This window comes from Corynebacterium tardum, from assembly GCF_046717785.1.
In the GTDB taxonomy this organism is placed as follows: domain Bacteria; phylum Actinomycetota; class Actinomycetes; order Mycobacteriales; family Mycobacteriaceae; genus Corynebacterium.
The window spans coordinates 2,049,728-2,065,266 of record NZ_CP177104.1 but is presented as its reverse complement, the minus strand read 5'-3'; the positions used below and the strand labels follow the sequence as shown (position 1 = coordinate 2,065,266).

Annotated in this window: 14 protein-coding genes and 1 pseudogene; 3 read left to right on the top strand and 12 right to left on the bottom strand. The window is 65.7% G+C overall.

Going from position 1 to position 15,539, the window contains the following annotated elements; translation table 11 throughout:
• Window positions 1-34: 34 nt before the first annotated feature.
• Window positions 35-460 (bottom strand): annotated as a pseudogene (locus tag ACLI1P_RS09980) (BCCT family transporter); the annotation flags it as partial.
• Between the two features lie 184 nt (window positions 461-644).
• Here ACLI1P_RS09980 and thpR point away from each other — a divergent pair.
• Window positions 645-1,136: an RNA 2',3'-cyclic phosphodiesterase gene (gene thpR / locus ACLI1P_RS09975; RefSeq protein ID WP_411708767.1), complete on the top strand. Its 492-nt coding sequence runs from the start codon at window positions 645-647 to the stop codon at window positions 1,134-1,136.
• Here the strand turns inward: thpR and ACLI1P_RS09970 are convergent.
• From ACLI1P_RS09970 to ACLI1P_RS09925, 10 genes are all read right to left on the bottom strand, one after another.
• A complete protein-coding gene (locus ACLI1P_RS09970) occupies window positions 1,111-2,742 on the bottom strand; it encodes an FUSC family protein (RefSeq protein ID WP_411708766.1) in 1,632 nt (543 codons plus the stop codon). The two genes, thpR and ACLI1P_RS09970, sit on opposite strands and share 26 nt — an antisense overlap.
• Window positions 2,714-3,931, bottom strand: coding sequence for an ABC transporter ATP-binding protein (locus ACLI1P_RS09965; protein ID WP_411708765.1), 1,218 nt, complete (start codon window positions 3,929-3,931; stop codon window positions 2,714-2,716). The genes ACLI1P_RS09970 and ACLI1P_RS09965 overlap by 29 nt, the downstream gene beginning before the upstream one ends.
• Window positions 3,918-4,673: an ABC transporter permease gene (locus tag ACLI1P_RS09960; RefSeq protein ID WP_411708764.1), complete on the bottom strand. Its 756-nt coding sequence runs from the start codon at window positions 4,671-4,673 to the stop codon at window positions 3,918-3,920. Before ACLI1P_RS09960 ends, ACLI1P_RS09965 begins: the two co-directional genes overlap by 14 nt.
• Complete coding sequence (locus ACLI1P_RS09955; protein ID WP_411708763.1) at window positions 4,670-5,575, bottom strand: ABC transporter permease; 906 nt, start codon at window positions 5,573-5,575, stop codon at window positions 4,670-4,672. Before ACLI1P_RS09955 ends, ACLI1P_RS09960 begins: the two co-directional genes overlap by 4 nt.
• The gene (locus ACLI1P_RS09950; protein ID WP_411708762.1) at window positions 5,572-6,993 is read right to left on the bottom strand and encodes an ABC transporter substrate-binding protein; all 1,422 of its coding nucleotides are present in this window, start codon (window positions 6,991-6,993) and stop codon (window positions 5,572-5,574) included. The genes ACLI1P_RS09955 and ACLI1P_RS09950 overlap by 4 nt, the downstream gene beginning before the upstream one ends.
• Window positions 6,990-7,745 (bottom strand): GntR family transcriptional regulator, encoded by a 756-nt coding sequence (locus tag ACLI1P_RS09945; RefSeq protein WP_411708761.1) that lies wholly within the window; start codon window positions 7,743-7,745, stop codon window positions 6,990-6,992. The genes ACLI1P_RS09950 and ACLI1P_RS09945 overlap by 4 nt, the downstream gene beginning before the upstream one ends.
• 86 nt (window positions 7,746-7,831) lie before the next feature.
• Complete coding sequence (locus tag ACLI1P_RS09940; RefSeq protein WP_411708760.1) at window positions 7,832-8,812, bottom strand: LLM class flavin-dependent oxidoreductase; 981 nt, start codon at window positions 8,810-8,812, stop codon at window positions 7,832-7,834.
• Window positions 8,813-10,129 carry a branched-chain amino acid transport system II carrier protein gene (gene brnQ / locus ACLI1P_RS09935; RefSeq protein ID WP_411708759.1) on the bottom strand — a complete coding sequence of 439 codons (1,317 nt, stop codon included), beginning with the start codon at window positions 10,127-10,129 and terminating at the stop codon, window positions 8,813-8,815.
• A gap of 39 nt (window positions 10,130-10,168) precedes the next feature.
• Complete coding sequence (locus tag ACLI1P_RS09930; RefSeq protein WP_411708758.1) at window positions 10,169-11,266, bottom strand: MalY/PatB family protein; 1,098 nt, start codon at window positions 11,264-11,266, stop codon at window positions 10,169-10,171.
• Between the two features lie 10 nt (window positions 11,267-11,276).
• Window positions 11,277-13,109 carry an ABC transporter ATP-binding protein gene (locus tag ACLI1P_RS09925; RefSeq protein ID WP_411708757.1) on the bottom strand — a complete coding sequence of 611 codons (1,833 nt, stop codon included), beginning with the start codon at window positions 13,107-13,109 and terminating at the stop codon, window positions 11,277-11,279.
• Between the two features lie 112 nt (window positions 13,110-13,221).
• On the opposite strand from ACLI1P_RS09925, the gene ACLI1P_RS09920 reads away from it, so the two are divergent.
• The gene (locus tag ACLI1P_RS09920) at window positions 13,222-13,758 is read left to right on the top strand and encodes a hypothetical protein (RefSeq protein ID WP_306507441.1); all 537 of its coding nucleotides are present in this window, start codon (window positions 13,222-13,224) and stop codon (window positions 13,756-13,758) included.
• Window positions 13,755-14,279: an isopentenyl-diphosphate Delta-isomerase gene (gene idi, locus ACLI1P_RS09915; RefSeq protein ID WP_411708756.1), complete on the top strand. Its 525-nt coding sequence runs from the start codon at window positions 13,755-13,757 to the stop codon at window positions 14,277-14,279. The genes ACLI1P_RS09920 and idi overlap by 4 nt, the downstream gene beginning before the upstream one ends.
• On the opposite strand, the gene ACLI1P_RS09910 is transcribed toward idi, so the two are convergent.
• Window positions 14,271-15,530 (bottom strand): carboxylesterase family protein, encoded by a 1,260-nt coding sequence (locus ACLI1P_RS09910; protein WP_411708755.1) that lies wholly within the window; start codon window positions 15,528-15,530, stop codon window positions 14,271-14,273. The genes idi and ACLI1P_RS09910 overlap by 9 nt on opposite strands.
• Window positions 15,531-15,539 lie beyond the last annotated feature (9 nt).

The window sequence follows — 15,539 nt, the reverse complement described above, 5'->3', positions numbered from 1 at the left end:
GGTACCAGTCGGTATAGCGGTGGGCGGAGGAATCGAAATCAGATCCGGCACCGCGGCCGTCGGTATCGCGCGAGCCGAACATCATGGCGACCCAACTGAACCAGCCGAACTCGGGTTCTTCGTCGTCGGTGCCGAGCTTGATGCGACCAAGGCGCGAGAAGCCGATATACGCCATGGTGACAATGGCCATCATCATGGTGACATTCAGCAGCCAACCGGCGTTGGTAATGGCCCACGAGAACGCGGCGGAGGATGCCGCAGAGACGGAATCGGGGGAGCTGATACCCCAGATGATGAAGGCCACGACAAGGACGGCGGTGGTGAAGAAGGTGACTTTGTCGAGCCCAAAGGTGTTGCGCTGGTCCTCCACGCCAATCCCGGGGACCAGGCCAGGATGCATGTTATGAGGATAGAGACCGACCGCAGGGCTGGTGGCTTTTTGAGAGTTCACGGCCACCATCTGTCTCAGATGAGCGAAATGACAGCGCTGTGAGTTAGGATGGGGGCACTTATTTCTGCGTCGATTGGAATGCCATGTCGCTGCCTAATTTTGATGAGAATGTCCGCGAGCTGGAGGAGGCCTTTGCCGTCTTCGAGCGCGAGGAAGAGCACGTGCTGGACCCGAACCTTCTGTTGACGGTGAGATGATTCGCCTCTTCAGCGCGCTTTTCCCCTCGGCGGAAGCGCGCGAGCATCTCGTGCGGGCGGTGCGCCCGCTAAAGGACAACGGGCTGCGGTGGGTCGATCCAGTTAATTGGCACATCACGCTGGATTTCTTCGGGGATCAGCCCAATGACGCCGCCGAGGTCCGCGAGATGCTTCGCGGAATTGAAGGAGCGCCCGTGACATTGAGTCTGAGCGGGGCGGGGTCCTTCGACAAACACGTCCTGTGGGCTGGGGTTACGGGCCGTGTGAAGCATCTAATGCTGGAACCATCCCGTCCGCATCTTACGCTGGCCCGCGCGGGGCGTCGTACGCGCGACCCCTGGCTTATCCCGGATGCTGTCCACGCGCTGAGTGTCTACCGCGGACCGGAATTCGAGGTCAGCACCATCAGCTTGGTGCAGTCCTTTCTTGGGGAAGGCCGCGGGGGCGGGCCGCGCTACGAGGTCATCGACGAGTTTCCGCTTCGGTGATGTGCTCAATGAGTGTGTCTAGCTCCGCGCGGCTCGGTTGTGAGAGCGGGTTGACCACGCAGAAATCCAACAGATAATAGCCGGCTGTCTGCAGGGCGGTGTGGCGGCGCCAAAAGTGATCGATATCGCTGCGGTTGGTGGCCAGGGACTGGATACTGCGGCGCTCCGAGAGCAACTCGTAGTGGAGGTCGCGCCGCTGCGCCAGTGCTTCCTCAGGAGTCTTGATAAGCAGTGCGCCGAGTAGGGCGGCCATGGCCTCGAAGCAGCGCGTTTGCAAGCGGTGGTGGTTGAGCATCTGCGCGTCGGGCTTCCACAGCCATAGCACCAGCATGGCCACCACCACCGACAGGCCAATTTCGGCCATGCGCTGGCCAATCGTCTGCGCCAAGTGGCCTGAGGAATTGCCCATGAGCAGCGCCAACGGGGTGGAGAAAATAACGCAGAGCGCGTAGTTTTTCACTACGAGAATCTCCGCGCAGAACTGGCAGAATGCCAGCGCCAGCAGCAGCGCCCAGCCATGCGGGCTCAAGGACGCAATGAGCGCGAAAACGCACACGCCCAAGACCGAGCCGAGCATGCGCTGCACGCCGCGGATCGTGCCCGGAACACGGTCCGGCCCCCACTGCAAGAGTAGAAGCACGGACACAGCTCCCCAGTCAGGGCGGTTAAGCCCTAACGCCAAGCCAATGAATGCCGTGGCTAGACCACCCAGCGCAATCTTTTCTGCGGTAACCACCGCATGGGAATTGCCCACGGCCGCCCGATAAATGCGGTAGCGCATCGTGGGCTTCGTGTGCGGAATTGTGGTGCGGTCAGGGTCGACGTAAGTAGGCGCATCCGACAGGTCGTCTGAGTTGCCGCCCACCTGCTGGTGGTGGGTCACGATGCGTTGCTGCGCGGACAAGGCTCGATGCACGAGCGAGGCCTGCGAGGGGCGGCGGATGCGGCCGCCGCGGATCACTCCGGCGTCGGCAAGCGCTTGCCACGCGGTGGACAGGGCAGATTGCGCCTGATGGTGCTTGGCCAGGAAATCCGAAGAGGAGTCCACGAAGGCCGCGGCGGCTTTCTCCAGTGCGGCCACCGCGCGCGTTTCCGGTCCGTGTGGGTCCCAGAATCGCGGCGACAGGCCCAGCACGTAGCCGGCCGCTACACCTGCCAGGCTCCACCCGGCGACCTCCCATGGTGAAATCCCGCGCAGCATGGTGGAACCGCCCGCCACCATCACCATGAAGAACGTGCCCGGCGGCGGCAGGCGCAGCGCGTTCTGCATGAACGCGCCCACCGTGGCCAGGGCCACGGTGAACAGTGCCGTTAAGACCAAGCCGTCGATGAGGGAACCGACCGTCGCCGCGAGAGTGAGCAGCGCGCCGGCGGTGAGGATGATGCGGCGCCGCGTGCGGTAGGGGTGACCCTCGCCGTAGATGACGGAGAAGGCTCCGGCGGAGACCAAGAGCACGGCGTCGGGGTGTCCGATGAGGATGGCCACCGAGCCAGGAATGATGATGGCTAAGGCCGCGCGCAGGGCGCCGGGCCAGCGGCGGGCGGAAGTGTTGAAGGCAGTAAACAGCTGGAGAGCGCTAGGGCGTTGCGGCAGGGGGTGTTCCATAACGGGATAACACCTTACTCGTGTCGCCGCGATCCACGATTCGGCCGTCCTGCAGCATGGCCACGGTGGGGCATAAGTGCTTGACGACGTCCATATCGTGTGACACGAACACCAACGTCATGCCTTTCGTGACACGGTGGAGTAGCTCAAGGACCTGCGCGCGGGAGGTGGCGTCGAGGGCGGAGACGGCTTCATCGGCCAGCAGGATCTCGGGCTTGCCCACGACCGCACGCGCGAGGGAGATGCGTTGGCGCTGCCCACCGGAGAAATCGCGCGGGTAGCGCTCGGCGCCGTCGATGCCGACCTCCTTCAGTATCTGCTCGGCCTCCTCGCGGGTGCCGCCGCCTTCGGCCACGATTTTCCATACGGGCATGCGCGGGTTGAGTGAGCTCTTTGGGTCTTGGAAGACCATGTGGAAGGGCTTGGTCACGGTGACGGTGCCGTTGGTGGGCTCGGTGAGACCGGTGAGTAGCTTGAGGAGGGTGGATTTGCCGGAACCGGATCCGCCGACGATGCCGAGGCGTTCGCCTTCGCGCACGGTGAGCGAGACATCATCGAGGGCGGTGACTCCGCGGTAAGTCTTGGTGACGTTCTCGAGGGTGATGACGGGCTCGCCCAACACAGGTGTGGGTGGTGCGCTGAGGTTCGGTGTGGTTAGCTCGCCGATGCGGATCACGCGGTCACACATGCGCTCAACGGCGTCTTGGTCGTGGCTGATGAAGAGTAGCGCGGTGTCGCCGGTTGTGGCGGCTGCGATTTCGTCCAGGATTTCTGCTTGTGTGGTGGGGTCCAGGGCGGTGGTGGGCTCATCGCAGATGAGCAGCTTGGGATTGCGGGCCATGGCCATGTGAATGAGCGCGCGCTGGCGCTGGCCCCCGGAGAGCTGGTGGGGGAAGCGGCCGTACTCGGCGACCTTCATGAGCGGGTCAAGCGCGGTCATGGGCTCTTGGAAGACCATGGACAGGGGGAGTGAACGCAGCTGCTTATCGCGCATGCCTATGAGCTCGCGGCCCTCAAATTGGATGGAGCCGGTGGCCTCAAGATTCTCGGGGAGAAGTCCCATAATCGCCAAGGCGGTCAGCGACTTGCCGCTGCCGGAATCCCCGACGAGGCCGACGCGCTCGCCCGGTGCAATGTCAAAGCTGATGGGGCCGACGGGGCCGATGCGCAGGTCTTTAACGGTCAGCATGGCGTCCTAAAAGGTTAAAGCCCAGCACGGTTCCGGCGATGGCCAGCCCGGGCCACAGGGCCTGGAGGGGATGGGTGGCGAGGAGGGGTTGGGCGTCGTGAAGCATGCGGCCCCACGACGCCGTGGGTGGGGCGGTGCCCAGCCCGAGGTAGGACAGGCCGACCTCCGCCAGCACGGCCAGGGCGAAGTACACCGAGGCCTGCACTGCCACGATGCCGGCGACGTTGGGCAGCACGTGGCGCCAGGCGATGACCATGGGCGGGACCTTGGAGATGCGTGCCGCGGCGATGTAGTCCTGCGTCATGACCTGCAGCGTGCCCGAGCGCGTGACGCGGATGAAGGAGGGAATGCCGGCGATGCCGATGGCGATGGTGGCCGTGAGCGTGGAGGAACCCCACACCGCGCCGGCGACGATGGCGAGTAGCAGCGCCGGGAACGCCAGCAGCAGGTCGGTGCCGGCCATGATGACCCGGCCGCGCGTCATGCCGGCGATAATGCCCAGCGGCACCCCGATCAGGGCGGCGATGGCCACCGCCACCACGCCCACGAGCAGTGTGATCTGCGCGCCGGCCAGGATGCGGGAGAAGGTATCGCGCCCGAAGCGGTCGGTGCCCATCAGGTGTTCCAGGCTGGGGCCGACCAGGCGGTCCGGGCTCACCTGGTTGGGATCGAAGGGCGTCCACACCAGAGACACGAGCGCGGCCACCACGGTGAGTACTACGAGGACGTATCCGGGTTTCATCGCGCCTCCTTCAGCCGGGGGTCGATGAGACGATAGGCGGCGTCGGTCAGCAGGTTCACCGTGAGGGTAAAGGTCACGAAGACCATGATGAGGGTCTGGACGGTGATGAGGTCACGGCTGGACACCGCGCTGAGCAGCATGGAGCCCAGACCGGGGAGGACGAAGACGTTCTCGATGACCACCGCGCCCACCACCAACGTGCTCAGCTGGACGCCGGTGACCGTAAGGACGGGCAGGGCGGCGTTGCGCAGGCCGTGGCGCAGGAGCGCCCCCGTGCGCGATTCCCCCATGGCGCGGGCGGTGCGGATGTAATCCTTGTCCATCTCCTCCACCAAGGTGGCGCGCACGTAGCGGGTGAGCATGGCTCCCTGCACCAGCGCGAGCGAGATGACCGGGAGGACGAGGTGGCTTAGCCCCTCGCGCGGCAGTTGCCAGCCGTTGGCGGGCAGCCAGCCCAAGTGCACGGAGAACACCGCCACGAGCAGGATGCCGGCCAGAAAGCTTGGCACCGCGATGCCCAGCTGGGTGGCGGCGTTGAGGACGGGCAGCCGGAAGCGCGCGAGGAGCAGGCCCATGGGGATGGCCCCGGCCAGGGCGAGCGCTATGGCCAGGACGATGAGCAGCAGGGTGACCTGGGCGCGGTCGAGCACCAGCGGGGTGATGTCCTGCTGCGAGGACAAGGAAATGCCAAAGTGGCCGGTACAAAGGCCCTTCATCCACTCGGCGTATTGCACGATAAGCGGGCGGTCTAGGCCCATGGAGTGGGTGAGCTTTTCCACGGCCTCGTCGGTGGCGTTGACCCCCAAGGCCACGCGCGCCGGGTTGCCCGGGACCGCGCGCATGAGCAAGAAGATGAGAACGGAGGCAGCAAAGAGCGTGCCGATAAAACGCAGGAGCCTCACTTCAGCCCCCGCAGCTCGATGGCGTCGGTGATCTGGTTGGGCTCCAGGCCGGTCAGGCCGTCGCGGTAGAGCACGATATTGGGCAGGTTCATCATGGTCAGGGCGGGCATATCGGACATTATCTGGTCAACGGCGCCGCGCATATCGTCCTGCTGCAGCAACGTGCGGGCGTGCTGGGAATCATAGCCGATGTAATAGTCCGGGTTGCCAAAAATGGTGGGGATATCGCGCGGTTCGACGTGGGCGACCAGGGACATCTGGTAGTCCTTGGCACCCATTACTTGGCTCAGCCACACCGCCGGGAACTCGGCGGTTTCTAGGGTGACGTCGAAGCCAATGTCGTGCAGCTGGGAGTAGAGGAACTCCGAGAGCGTTTGCGCATAGGGAAGGCTGGGCACGGTCACGGTCAGCGGGGTGCCGACGGCACCGGCCTCCTCCATGAGCGCCCGCGCGCGGTCCGGGTCGAAGGGGTAGTAGTCCTGGCCGCTGAACCATGGGTCCGTGGGCGGGACGGGCGCGCCGCCGGTATCGCGCGCGCGTCCGCTCCACAGGATGTCGTTGGCGGCCGCGCGGTCGACGCCGTAGGCCACGGCGCGGCGGACCCGGGGGTCGTCGAAAGGCGCGGTGCGGTTGTTCATGGACAGCAGCACCTCGCCGTTGGTGGTGCCCACGGCGGTGTGGATGGAGTCCTCCAGGCTGTCGAGCAATTCCGGGTTCTGCACGCCCCACACGGCGTCGACCCCGCCGGTGCGCAGGGCGTTGACCGCGGTCAGGGAGTCCGGGAAGTAGCGGATGGTGACGTCCTCGGCGGCCGGGGCGCCCCAGTAGTCCTCCCGAGCCTGTAGGGCGATGTACTCGCCGGGGGAGAAGCCACCAATCGTAAACGGGCCGGTGCCCACGGCCTCGGTGGGAGTGCGCATCGCGCCGATGGCGGTGCCCATGGACCATAACCAGCCGGCGGAGGGGCGCGTGAGCGTGACGACGAGCGTGTGCTCATCCACCGCCGTGGCGGTATCCACCACGTCCATCTGCGCGCTGATGCCGTTGGTCCACTCGGTCTTGACGGCGTTGATGGACCACGCGGCGGTCTGCGCGGTAAAGGGCTCGCCGTTGGAGAAGGAGACGTCCCGCAGGTGGAAGGTGTAGCGCGTGGAGTCTTCCTCCCAGGATTCGGCGAGGCCGGGGACGATGGAGCCGTCGGGGGCGATGCGCACGAGGGTCTCGTAGACGTTGCTCATGAGCGCTGCCGGGATGGCAGCACCGCCGACGGTGGTGAAGTCCAGGGAGGTCGCCGGCGTGGTGGTGGCAAGCGTGAGTGTGTCCGAGCCGGAGTCGACCACAGCGGTGGAACCGGCGGAGCAGGAGCTCAACGCTGCTGCGGCGGCAATGACACCGAAGAGGGCAGGGAGGCGCTTCATTCCGCGGACAGCTTGACCTCGAGCGGGGAGGTGGTGCCGCGCACGCTGGTCATGCCCAGGGTGAGGCGGTCACCGAGGTAGAGGATCTCGGTGCACTCGACCGGGTGGCCGGAGTGGTCGGAGATGTCCAGGTGCAGGCGCCACAGCGGGGTGCCCGGATCGATGTTGAGGGCCGCGGCATCCTCGTCGCTGGCGTAGGTCAGGGAAAGCTCGCGGTTGACGTTGTCGAACTCGACGCCCTGGGCGCTCAAGTGATCGTGGATGGAGCCGCTATCGGCGTCGAAGTTGAGGATGTGGCTGCCCACGTCGACCGGGAAGTACATGCGCTCGATGGAAATGGGGAAACCGTTGGCGGAGCGCACGCGGTGGACAAAGACCACCGGGTCGCCCTCTTTGATCCGGAGAAACTTGGCAGCCTCCTGGGTGGCGGGGCGGCGGGCCATCCACAGGGTCTTGGCCCCAGGCTCGAAGCCGCGCTCGCGCAGCCAGTGGGTGACGGAGAAGATGGAGTCGAAGGACTCGGAGGTAAAGCGCCCCAGGACCACGGAGCGGCGGCCGCGTCCGGAGGAGATGAGGCCCTCGGAGCGCAGCGCGGCGACCGCCTGGCGAACCGGGCCACGAGAGGAGGAGAACTGGGCGCACAGCTCGGCTTCGCTGGGGAGGAAATCACCCGGTGCGAGGTCCTTTTTGCGAATGAGGTTACGCAGGTAATCCGCGATAATGCTGTGCTGCTGGGTACCGCGAAGTGCCACGGTGGATCTCCTCTATATAGATTCCGTTAATACGTGTGAATTTTAATTCAATCGACTGCAAAAAGTGTTGCAAATCTGCGAATAAATTACAACTCCCACGCATGCGCCAGGGTTTCCATGTTGCGCAGCACGGTATCGTGGCTTGAGGACTGCAGGGAAATCATCAGCTCATCCGCCCCGGACAGGCTCTGGAAGTCCGCGAGGTAGTCGCGCACGTGCTCGGCACCGCCGACGGCGGAGTACTGGAGCATCTGCAGGATCTGCTGGCCCTGCGGGGAGGAGATGATCTGCTCCACTTGGGCGTCGCTCAGCTGCTTGCCCCGACCCGCGAAGGCCTTCACGCGGTTGAAGCACACGCGCTCGAACTCCTCCTCGGCGTTGTCGCCCGCAGTGACGTTGACGCCGGCGATGACGTAGGGCTCGGCGCACGCCTCCGAGGGCTGGAAGTTCTCACGGTAGTAGGCAGTCGCGGCCTCCAGGTGCTGCGGGGCAAAATGGGAGGCGAAGGCGTAGGGCAGGCCGTACTTGGCGGCGAGCGAGGCCCCGAACATGGACGAGCCCAGGATGTAGAGCGGCACGTTGGTGCCGGCGCCCGGAACCGCCTGTACGCCCGGGACGAGGGACTTACCGCTCAAGTAGCCCTGCAGCTCCTTGATGTCCTCGGGGAAGCGCTCGGCCGCGTGGCCATCGCGGCGCAGGGCGCGGCCAAGGGTCTGCATGTCCGTGCCCGGGGCGCGGCCCAGGCCCAGGTCGATGCGGTTGGGGTAGAGCTCCGCCAGCGTGCCGAATTGCTCCGCAATGACGTAGGGCGCGTGGTTGGGCAGCATGACGCCGCCGGAGCCCAAGCGGATCTTCTCCGTCTTGGCGCCGATGTGGGCGATGAGCACCGCCGGGGAGGAGGAGCTGATGGTGGACATGTTGTGGTGCTCGGTGTACCACATGCGGGTAAAGCCCAGCCGCTCTGCCTGCTGCGCTAGCTCCACCGACCGCGCCATCGATTGGGCCGCGGTTTCGCCCTCGTAGATGGTGCAGAAGTCAAGAATGGACAGGCTAGCGCGCGAGGTCATTTAAGATTCCTTTCTCCCGGATGTTGCTGCATCAATGATAACGCCGATGACGAAGGCGAGGAGGGTGGGAACGACCCATCCCAGGCCCACGCTCTGACCAGGCGAGAAGTCCAGCGGAACGCCGAGGGTGGTGGCGGCCGACCACAAGACGGATACCCACAGCGCCAGGCGGAAGGCCCAATGGAAGGTCACCCAGCGCTTGACGGCTGGCTGCAGCAAGGTCAGTGCGATCAGGGAGATGGCCGGCGGGTACAGGAAGACGATGAAGGGCACCGCGATGGACAGCACCGTTTCCAGGCCCTGGAACGCAAACGCGATGGACAGCGCGGTAAAGAGGCAGGCCCACATGTGGTAGGTGGTCTTCGGCACCAGCATGGCGAAGAACTCCGAGGTGGAGGAGATAAGCCCCACCGCGGTGGTCATGCACGCCAAAATGACGATGGCGGAGAAGACGGCTTGGCCGACGGTGCCGAGGGTGAGATTGGAGGCGTCGGCAAGCAAGGCAGCACCGGAATCGTACGAGGAACCGTTCGGCATGGTCTGCCCAATCCACGCTAGGCCCAGGTAGATGGAGGCGAGCAGCGCGCCGGCGATGAGCGCGGCGATGATGGTGCCGCGCAGGAGCTCGCCGCGCTTAGAAAAGCCCTTGGAGCGCAGGGAGCTGACGATGACGATGGAGAACGCCAGGCCGGCGATGGCATCCATGGTGTTGTAGCCCTCGAACAGGCCGGTGACGAACGGCGAGGAGGCGTAGTCCTCCGTCGGAGTACCCGGCATGCGGGGATTGGTGGTGGTCGCCACGGTGATGAGCACGACGAGCAGGATGACCAGCGCCGGGGTCAGGAACTTGCCCAGGGTGTCGATGATGCTGTTCGGGCGCCAGGCTAGGGCCAGCGCGATGAGGAAGAAGACCACGTTGAACGCGCCGTTGGCGAAGGTGCCCTCCCAGCCCAACAGCGGGGTGACGGCCGTTTCCATGGACACCGCGCCGGTGCGCGGCAGCGCGTAGAAAGCGCCGATGGCCAGGTAGGCGATGACGGAGAACGCCACGCCGAAGAACTTGCCGCCGTGGTTGCCAATATCGCGCACCGACTGCCCGGAGATGGCCACCGCGATAATGGCCAGGACCGGCAGCGCCACGCCGGCGGCGAGGAAGCCCAAGGTCGCGGGCCAGAAGTTGGTACCGGAGGAGACACCTACCTCCGGCGGGAAAATAAGGTTGCCCGCTCCAAAGAACATGGAGAAGAGCATGAGGGAGGCAACGACAACGATGCCTATGGGGGAGCGAGTGCCAGCCTTGGCGTCATTTATGGACATTTTTCAAAGGATAGTGCCCATGACGTGAGATGTAAATATTTAGGCGAAAGCTTTCTCCAGGCGGTCCAGCGCCTCCTCCAGCACCTCGCGGGAGGTGGCGAAGTTGAGCCGCGCGTGGTGTTCGCCGCCGGTGCCGAAGGTCACGCCCTCATTGAGGGCTACCTTGGCGTGCTCGCGCACCCAGGCGGCTGGCTTCGGGTCATCCCCGATGGCGGTCTCTGAAAAGTCCAGCCACAGCAGGTAGGTCGCGCCCGGGTGGGAGGTTTTGAGCCCCGGCACGCGCTTCGGCAGCTCCTCCAGGAGCCAATCGCGGGTGTCCTTGAGGTAGGCCACCTCCTCATCCAGGAAGTCCACGCCCTTGCTGTACGCCGCCTCCGCGGCCAGCACGCCGAGGGTGCCGGTGCCGTCCTTGGCCACGCCGGTCAGGCCGTTCCACGTGTCCACGTCGGCCGCGTTGGACAGGATGACTTGTGCGCACTTAAGGCCCGCGGTGTTCCACGCCTTGGACGTGGCGGTCACGGTGATGACGCGGTCCGACAGCGACGCCAGCGGAATGTGGCGGCCGTCGTAGACCAGCGGGGCGTGAATCTCATCGGAGAGGATGCGCGCATCGTACTTATCCGCCAGCTCCACCAGCCCGCGCAGCCACTCCTCGTCGAAGACGATGCCCAGCGGGTTGTACGGGTGAGACAGCAGGATGGAGCCGGCGCCGGCCTGAAATGCACGCTCGATATCGCCGAGTTCCAAGGAGGTCTCAATCTTCTCGCGCCCGGCGGTCTCCGGAAGCTGCAGCAGCGGTGGGTAAGAAGGCACCGGCACGGCGACGGGGCCTTCGGTGAAGTACTGCACGCCTAGGAGGAGGCCGCGGACGACGTCCCCGATCCAAAACACGTGCTGCGGGCGCCAGCCGTAGCGCGCCTCATAAAAATCCGCCAGCGCCGCGTTGAGCTGCGAGGCCTTGGGCGCGGGAGTGTAGCCGAAGGACTCGGCGTCCACCGCCTCCTGGATGGCCTCCTTGACCGCGGGGGCGGTGAGGAAGTCCGATTCAGCAATCCAGAGGGGGATGACGTCCTCGTCGTAGACGGTCCACTTGCGGGTGCCGCGGGCGGCGAGTTCTTTCAAGCTAGGAAAACGCATGCGTCCCAGCCTACTCGTCGGAGTTCTGCACAAATCCGTATTTTTTCAGCCGCTGGCGGTCCGCCGCGGAGGCGGATTGCGTCAGGCGCAGCAGCTCCGCGTAGATACCATCGCTTTGTGCCAGCTTCGCTGGCGCGCCGATCTCCGAGATGAGTCCGTGGTCCAAGGTGACGATGGTGTCCACGTCGGCGATGGTGGACAGGCGGTGGGCGATGATGAGCGTGGTGCGGTCCTTCATCAGCTCATCCAGGCCCTGCTGCACCGCGCGCTCCGCCTTGGTATCCAGCGCCGAGGTGGCCTCATCGAGGACCAAGATGGGCGCGTCCTTGAGCATGGCGCGGGCCACCGCCACGCGCTGCTTTTGGCCGCCGGAGAGCTTGAGGCCGCGCTCACCAATGACGGTGTCGTAGCCGTCCGGGAATTCCTCGATGAAGCCGTGGGCGTTGGCGCGCTTGGCCACGTCCACGATCTCCTCCAGGCTGGCGCCGGGCTTGCCGTAGGCGATGTTCTCCCGGATCGTGCCGGAGAAGAGGTAGGACTCCTGGAACACCACGCCAACCGACGCCCGCAGGCGCGCCGCCGTGAGCTCCGAGACGTCGTGGCCCAGTACGGTGAGCGTGCCGGCGGTGGGCTGATACAGGCCCAGCAGGAGGTTGACCAGAGTGGACTTGCCGCCGCCGGATTCGCCGACCAAGGCCACCTTGTGGCCCTCGTGGGCGGCGAAGGTGATGTCGCGCACCACGGGCTTGTTGGCCTCGTAGGAGAAGGCCACGTCCTGGAAAGCGAAGACGGGGCCCGCGGCAGGCCGCAGCGGCTCCACCGGGGTGAGGTCGAGCTCCGGGGTATCCGACGCCGTGGCGGCGGCGACGAGCTGCGGGTTGACCGTCGGCTCCGGGGTTTCCTCCATGACCTTGAAGTAGTCCTTGGAGCCGGCCACGGCGCGCTGGCTCACGTCCACGATCCAGCTCATCATGAACACCGGCTGCTTGGCCATGTTCACCAGCTGCAGCAGCATGACCATGTCACCGATGGAGAAGTGGCCCTCCAGCGTGCGCCAGAAAATCAGGCCGTAAATGCCCATGAAGATGAGCGCCATGGCCACCCCGCGCGCGGTATCCATGGAATGCCACCAGCGCGACTGCGGCTTCGTCGTATCCACCACCGTGCGGTAGCGCTTGCCAAAGGACAGCAGCTCCCTCGCCTCCGCCACGAAGGACTTAGTCACCTTCACCTGACCAATGACCTCGGCGAAGCGGCCGTTGGCTAGGTCGATGTTCTCGTTCTTGATGGCCTCGAACTTCTGCCAGCGCTTCGAGGTCAGCGCGGTCAGCCACATGTAGATGGGGAAGAGGGCCGCCAGGAGGACGGCCAGCGGCCAGTAGTACACCGCGGTGATGACGAGTACCGCCGCGGCCTCAATGAGCATGACGAAGAAGTTGTTAGAGAAGGACTGCAGGAACTGCGTGACGTTCGCAATGGAGCGGTCCAGGCGCGCGATGATGGTGCCGGTGACCTGGTTGTCGTAATAGCCCTGCGGCACGGAGAGCAGCTTGGCAAAGTAGCGCGTGGACAGGATCTGGCGCAGCCGGGCCACCATGACGTCGCCGATGTAGCCGCCCACGTTCTTCACGGCGTTACCGATGGCGTCGGCGGCAAAGAGCGCGACGACGAGCCAGATGATCGTCCTTAGGGGACCGCCCTCCACGACGGTGTCGGTGGCCTCTCGCATGATAAACGGGGTCAGCAGCGACAGAATCGCGGTGACCGACGCGGACACAAGGACGCCAATATAAAACGGCCACAGGGCAGAGGCACTGCGGACGATGCGGAGAATAGAGTTCATCGCCGGCCGATGATACGCCCTTGCGGGGAATATCCAACTCGTGGTCTAAGGTAGGGAGGAACCGAATCAGTGCCACGTAGTGGCCCAAGATAGTAATGGAAAAGGATTCGCGGTGAAGAAGTACCTCCCCGTGGCGTGCGTGCCCCTCTGCGGTGTTGTTTTGTCTGCATGCAGCGTCCTCCAGCCGCCGGACTCAGGGCTGCAGGACAACATTGTGGTCTCTAGCTCGGAGCAGCCGACGTTTGAAGCCAAGGACGTGGACACCCACGAGGTGACCGAAAACCTGGCGGAGCCCGTGAAGGACGAAGGGCTCAACGTGCAATTCGAGCTGCAGGGCCTCTACACCGGCTCCGGAGGCACCGTGGTCACCGTGAAGATCCACAACCTCAACGAGGTGCCCATGCCTGCCGACGCCCTTGAGGAACCCACCCTGGAGCGCGCCGACGGCAACGGCGGCTGGGCCAAGGTGGACCCGATTGCCTACGACCCCGAGGTTAACGTTGACCTGCCCGCGCCGGGCCTGGACCACCCGCTGGGCGCGGGGGCCTCGACCAATCTGCAGTACCTCTACAACGTCTCGCCGGGAAACCTGTGGAACGCGCGGTTTAGCATCGGCAACGTCTCCTACGTCGGAGACCTTAACCTATGACGGAGCTCGTCGTCCTCGCCTCGCCCGACGGCGAGGCTATCGGCACCGCGCCCAAGGCCACCGTGCACACCACAACCACGCCGCTGCACTTCGCGTTCTCGGCGTGGGTGGTGCGCGAGGGCCAGGTGCTCCTCACCCGCCGCGCGCTATCCAAGCGGACGTGGCCGGGTGTGTGGACCAACTCCTTTTGCGGCCACCCCGGTCCCGGCGAGGAGACGGCGGCGGCGGTGCTGCGCCGCGCCCGTTTCGAGCTGGGGCTGGAGGGCCAGCCGCGGCTCATCCAGCCGGACTTTTCCTACCGCGCGGTGGATTCCTCCGGCATTGTTGAGCACGAGCTCTGCCCCGTCTACCTGTTCGAGGGCGCGGGCGATCCGCAGCCCAACCCGGAGGAGGTCGACTCCGTAGCGTGGGTGGACGCGGACAAGCTCATCGCCGCCGCAGCGGCGACTCCCTTCGCGTTTAGTCCCTGGATGGTGGAAGAACTCGCGGAAGAGCCCCTGCGCCGCGCGCTGCTACAGTAGCCCGCCGTCCCGCGCGAAGGCCGCGGAAATGTAGTCCAGGCTGCCGTGGGCGATGCGGTGCTCGCCGCTGTCGAGGTTGTACTCCCAGATGGCGTGCTCGGGGCGGTACTCCTCAAAGCCCGGCTCGCCGGTGCGCGCGAAGTCACTGAGCCACGTGCACAGCGGGCTCTCGCCGAAGATGAGGGGGAGCTCGTCGCAGTGCAGCGCTGGGCCGGCGCTGCGGGTGAACTCGACCATCCAGGTCGTACCGGGGGCCTTCTCCGCGGCCTCCACCGCCCAGCGGCGGATGAGCGCATCCCCGATGAGCCGCCCCGTCGGGCGCTGCGGGTCGAGGAACTTTGCCACCTGGTACCAGGGTCGGAAGCCGTTGCGAGGGAAGCCGACCCGCGGGGCCAGGTAGCGCAGGATGAGGCTGCGGAAGGGGGAGCGGTCGGCCTTCTGCGTGGCGGGGATGGCGTACATCTCGTCGCGGGTGGTGGTGAGGACCAGGGGGACGTCGGCAAGCTCGGCACAGTCCAGTGGCGTGGGGCCCAGCGCGATGTCGAGTCCGTACTTTCTGCGGAACTTCGCGTACCCGGCATCGAGCTCCTCCGCGCTGAGCTGCGACAGCGACGAGCGCGTGATCGGAGTCTTCATGGCCTGGCGCAGCGCGGCCTTGCGCTGTTCAAAGCCCTCCCGGGGGAAGACGGGGGAGAGCGCCACCGCGCGGCGGAAGGCACCCCGGAAGTGATCGCGGCGCGCCAGCCACAGCACCGCATTCGCGCCCGCGGACTGGCCCACCAGCGTCACGTTCGTGGGATCGCCACCGAAGGCCTCGATGTTGCGCTGCACCCACTCCAAACCCAGCTGCAGGTCCTCGATGGCCCGGTAGCGCCCCGGCTCATCGTCGCGGAAGCGGGCCAAGCCCTGCAGCTTGAGCCGGTAGCCCAGCTGCACCACCACCGCGCCGGTGCGCGCCAGCGCGGTGCCGTCGGCGCGGGGATCCTCGTGGCTGCCGTTCTCGTAGCGCCCGCCGTGGACGTAGACCACCACCGGGGCCTGCGCGGCCGCGGCCGGCGCGGTGATGCTCAGCGCCACCTTCTCTGGGTGCGGGGTGCGCACATCCTGATCCCGCGGGGCGGCGGGCTCGGGGTTCTCGAAATCGCCCGGGATGTGCGAATACTCAATGGAGTGGAAGTAGTTCACCCCACCGCTGCGGTGGCCGGTCAGGGAGCCGGCGGGGCAGGTGACGTCGACAGGTGCGCTGCTCATGGACAACAG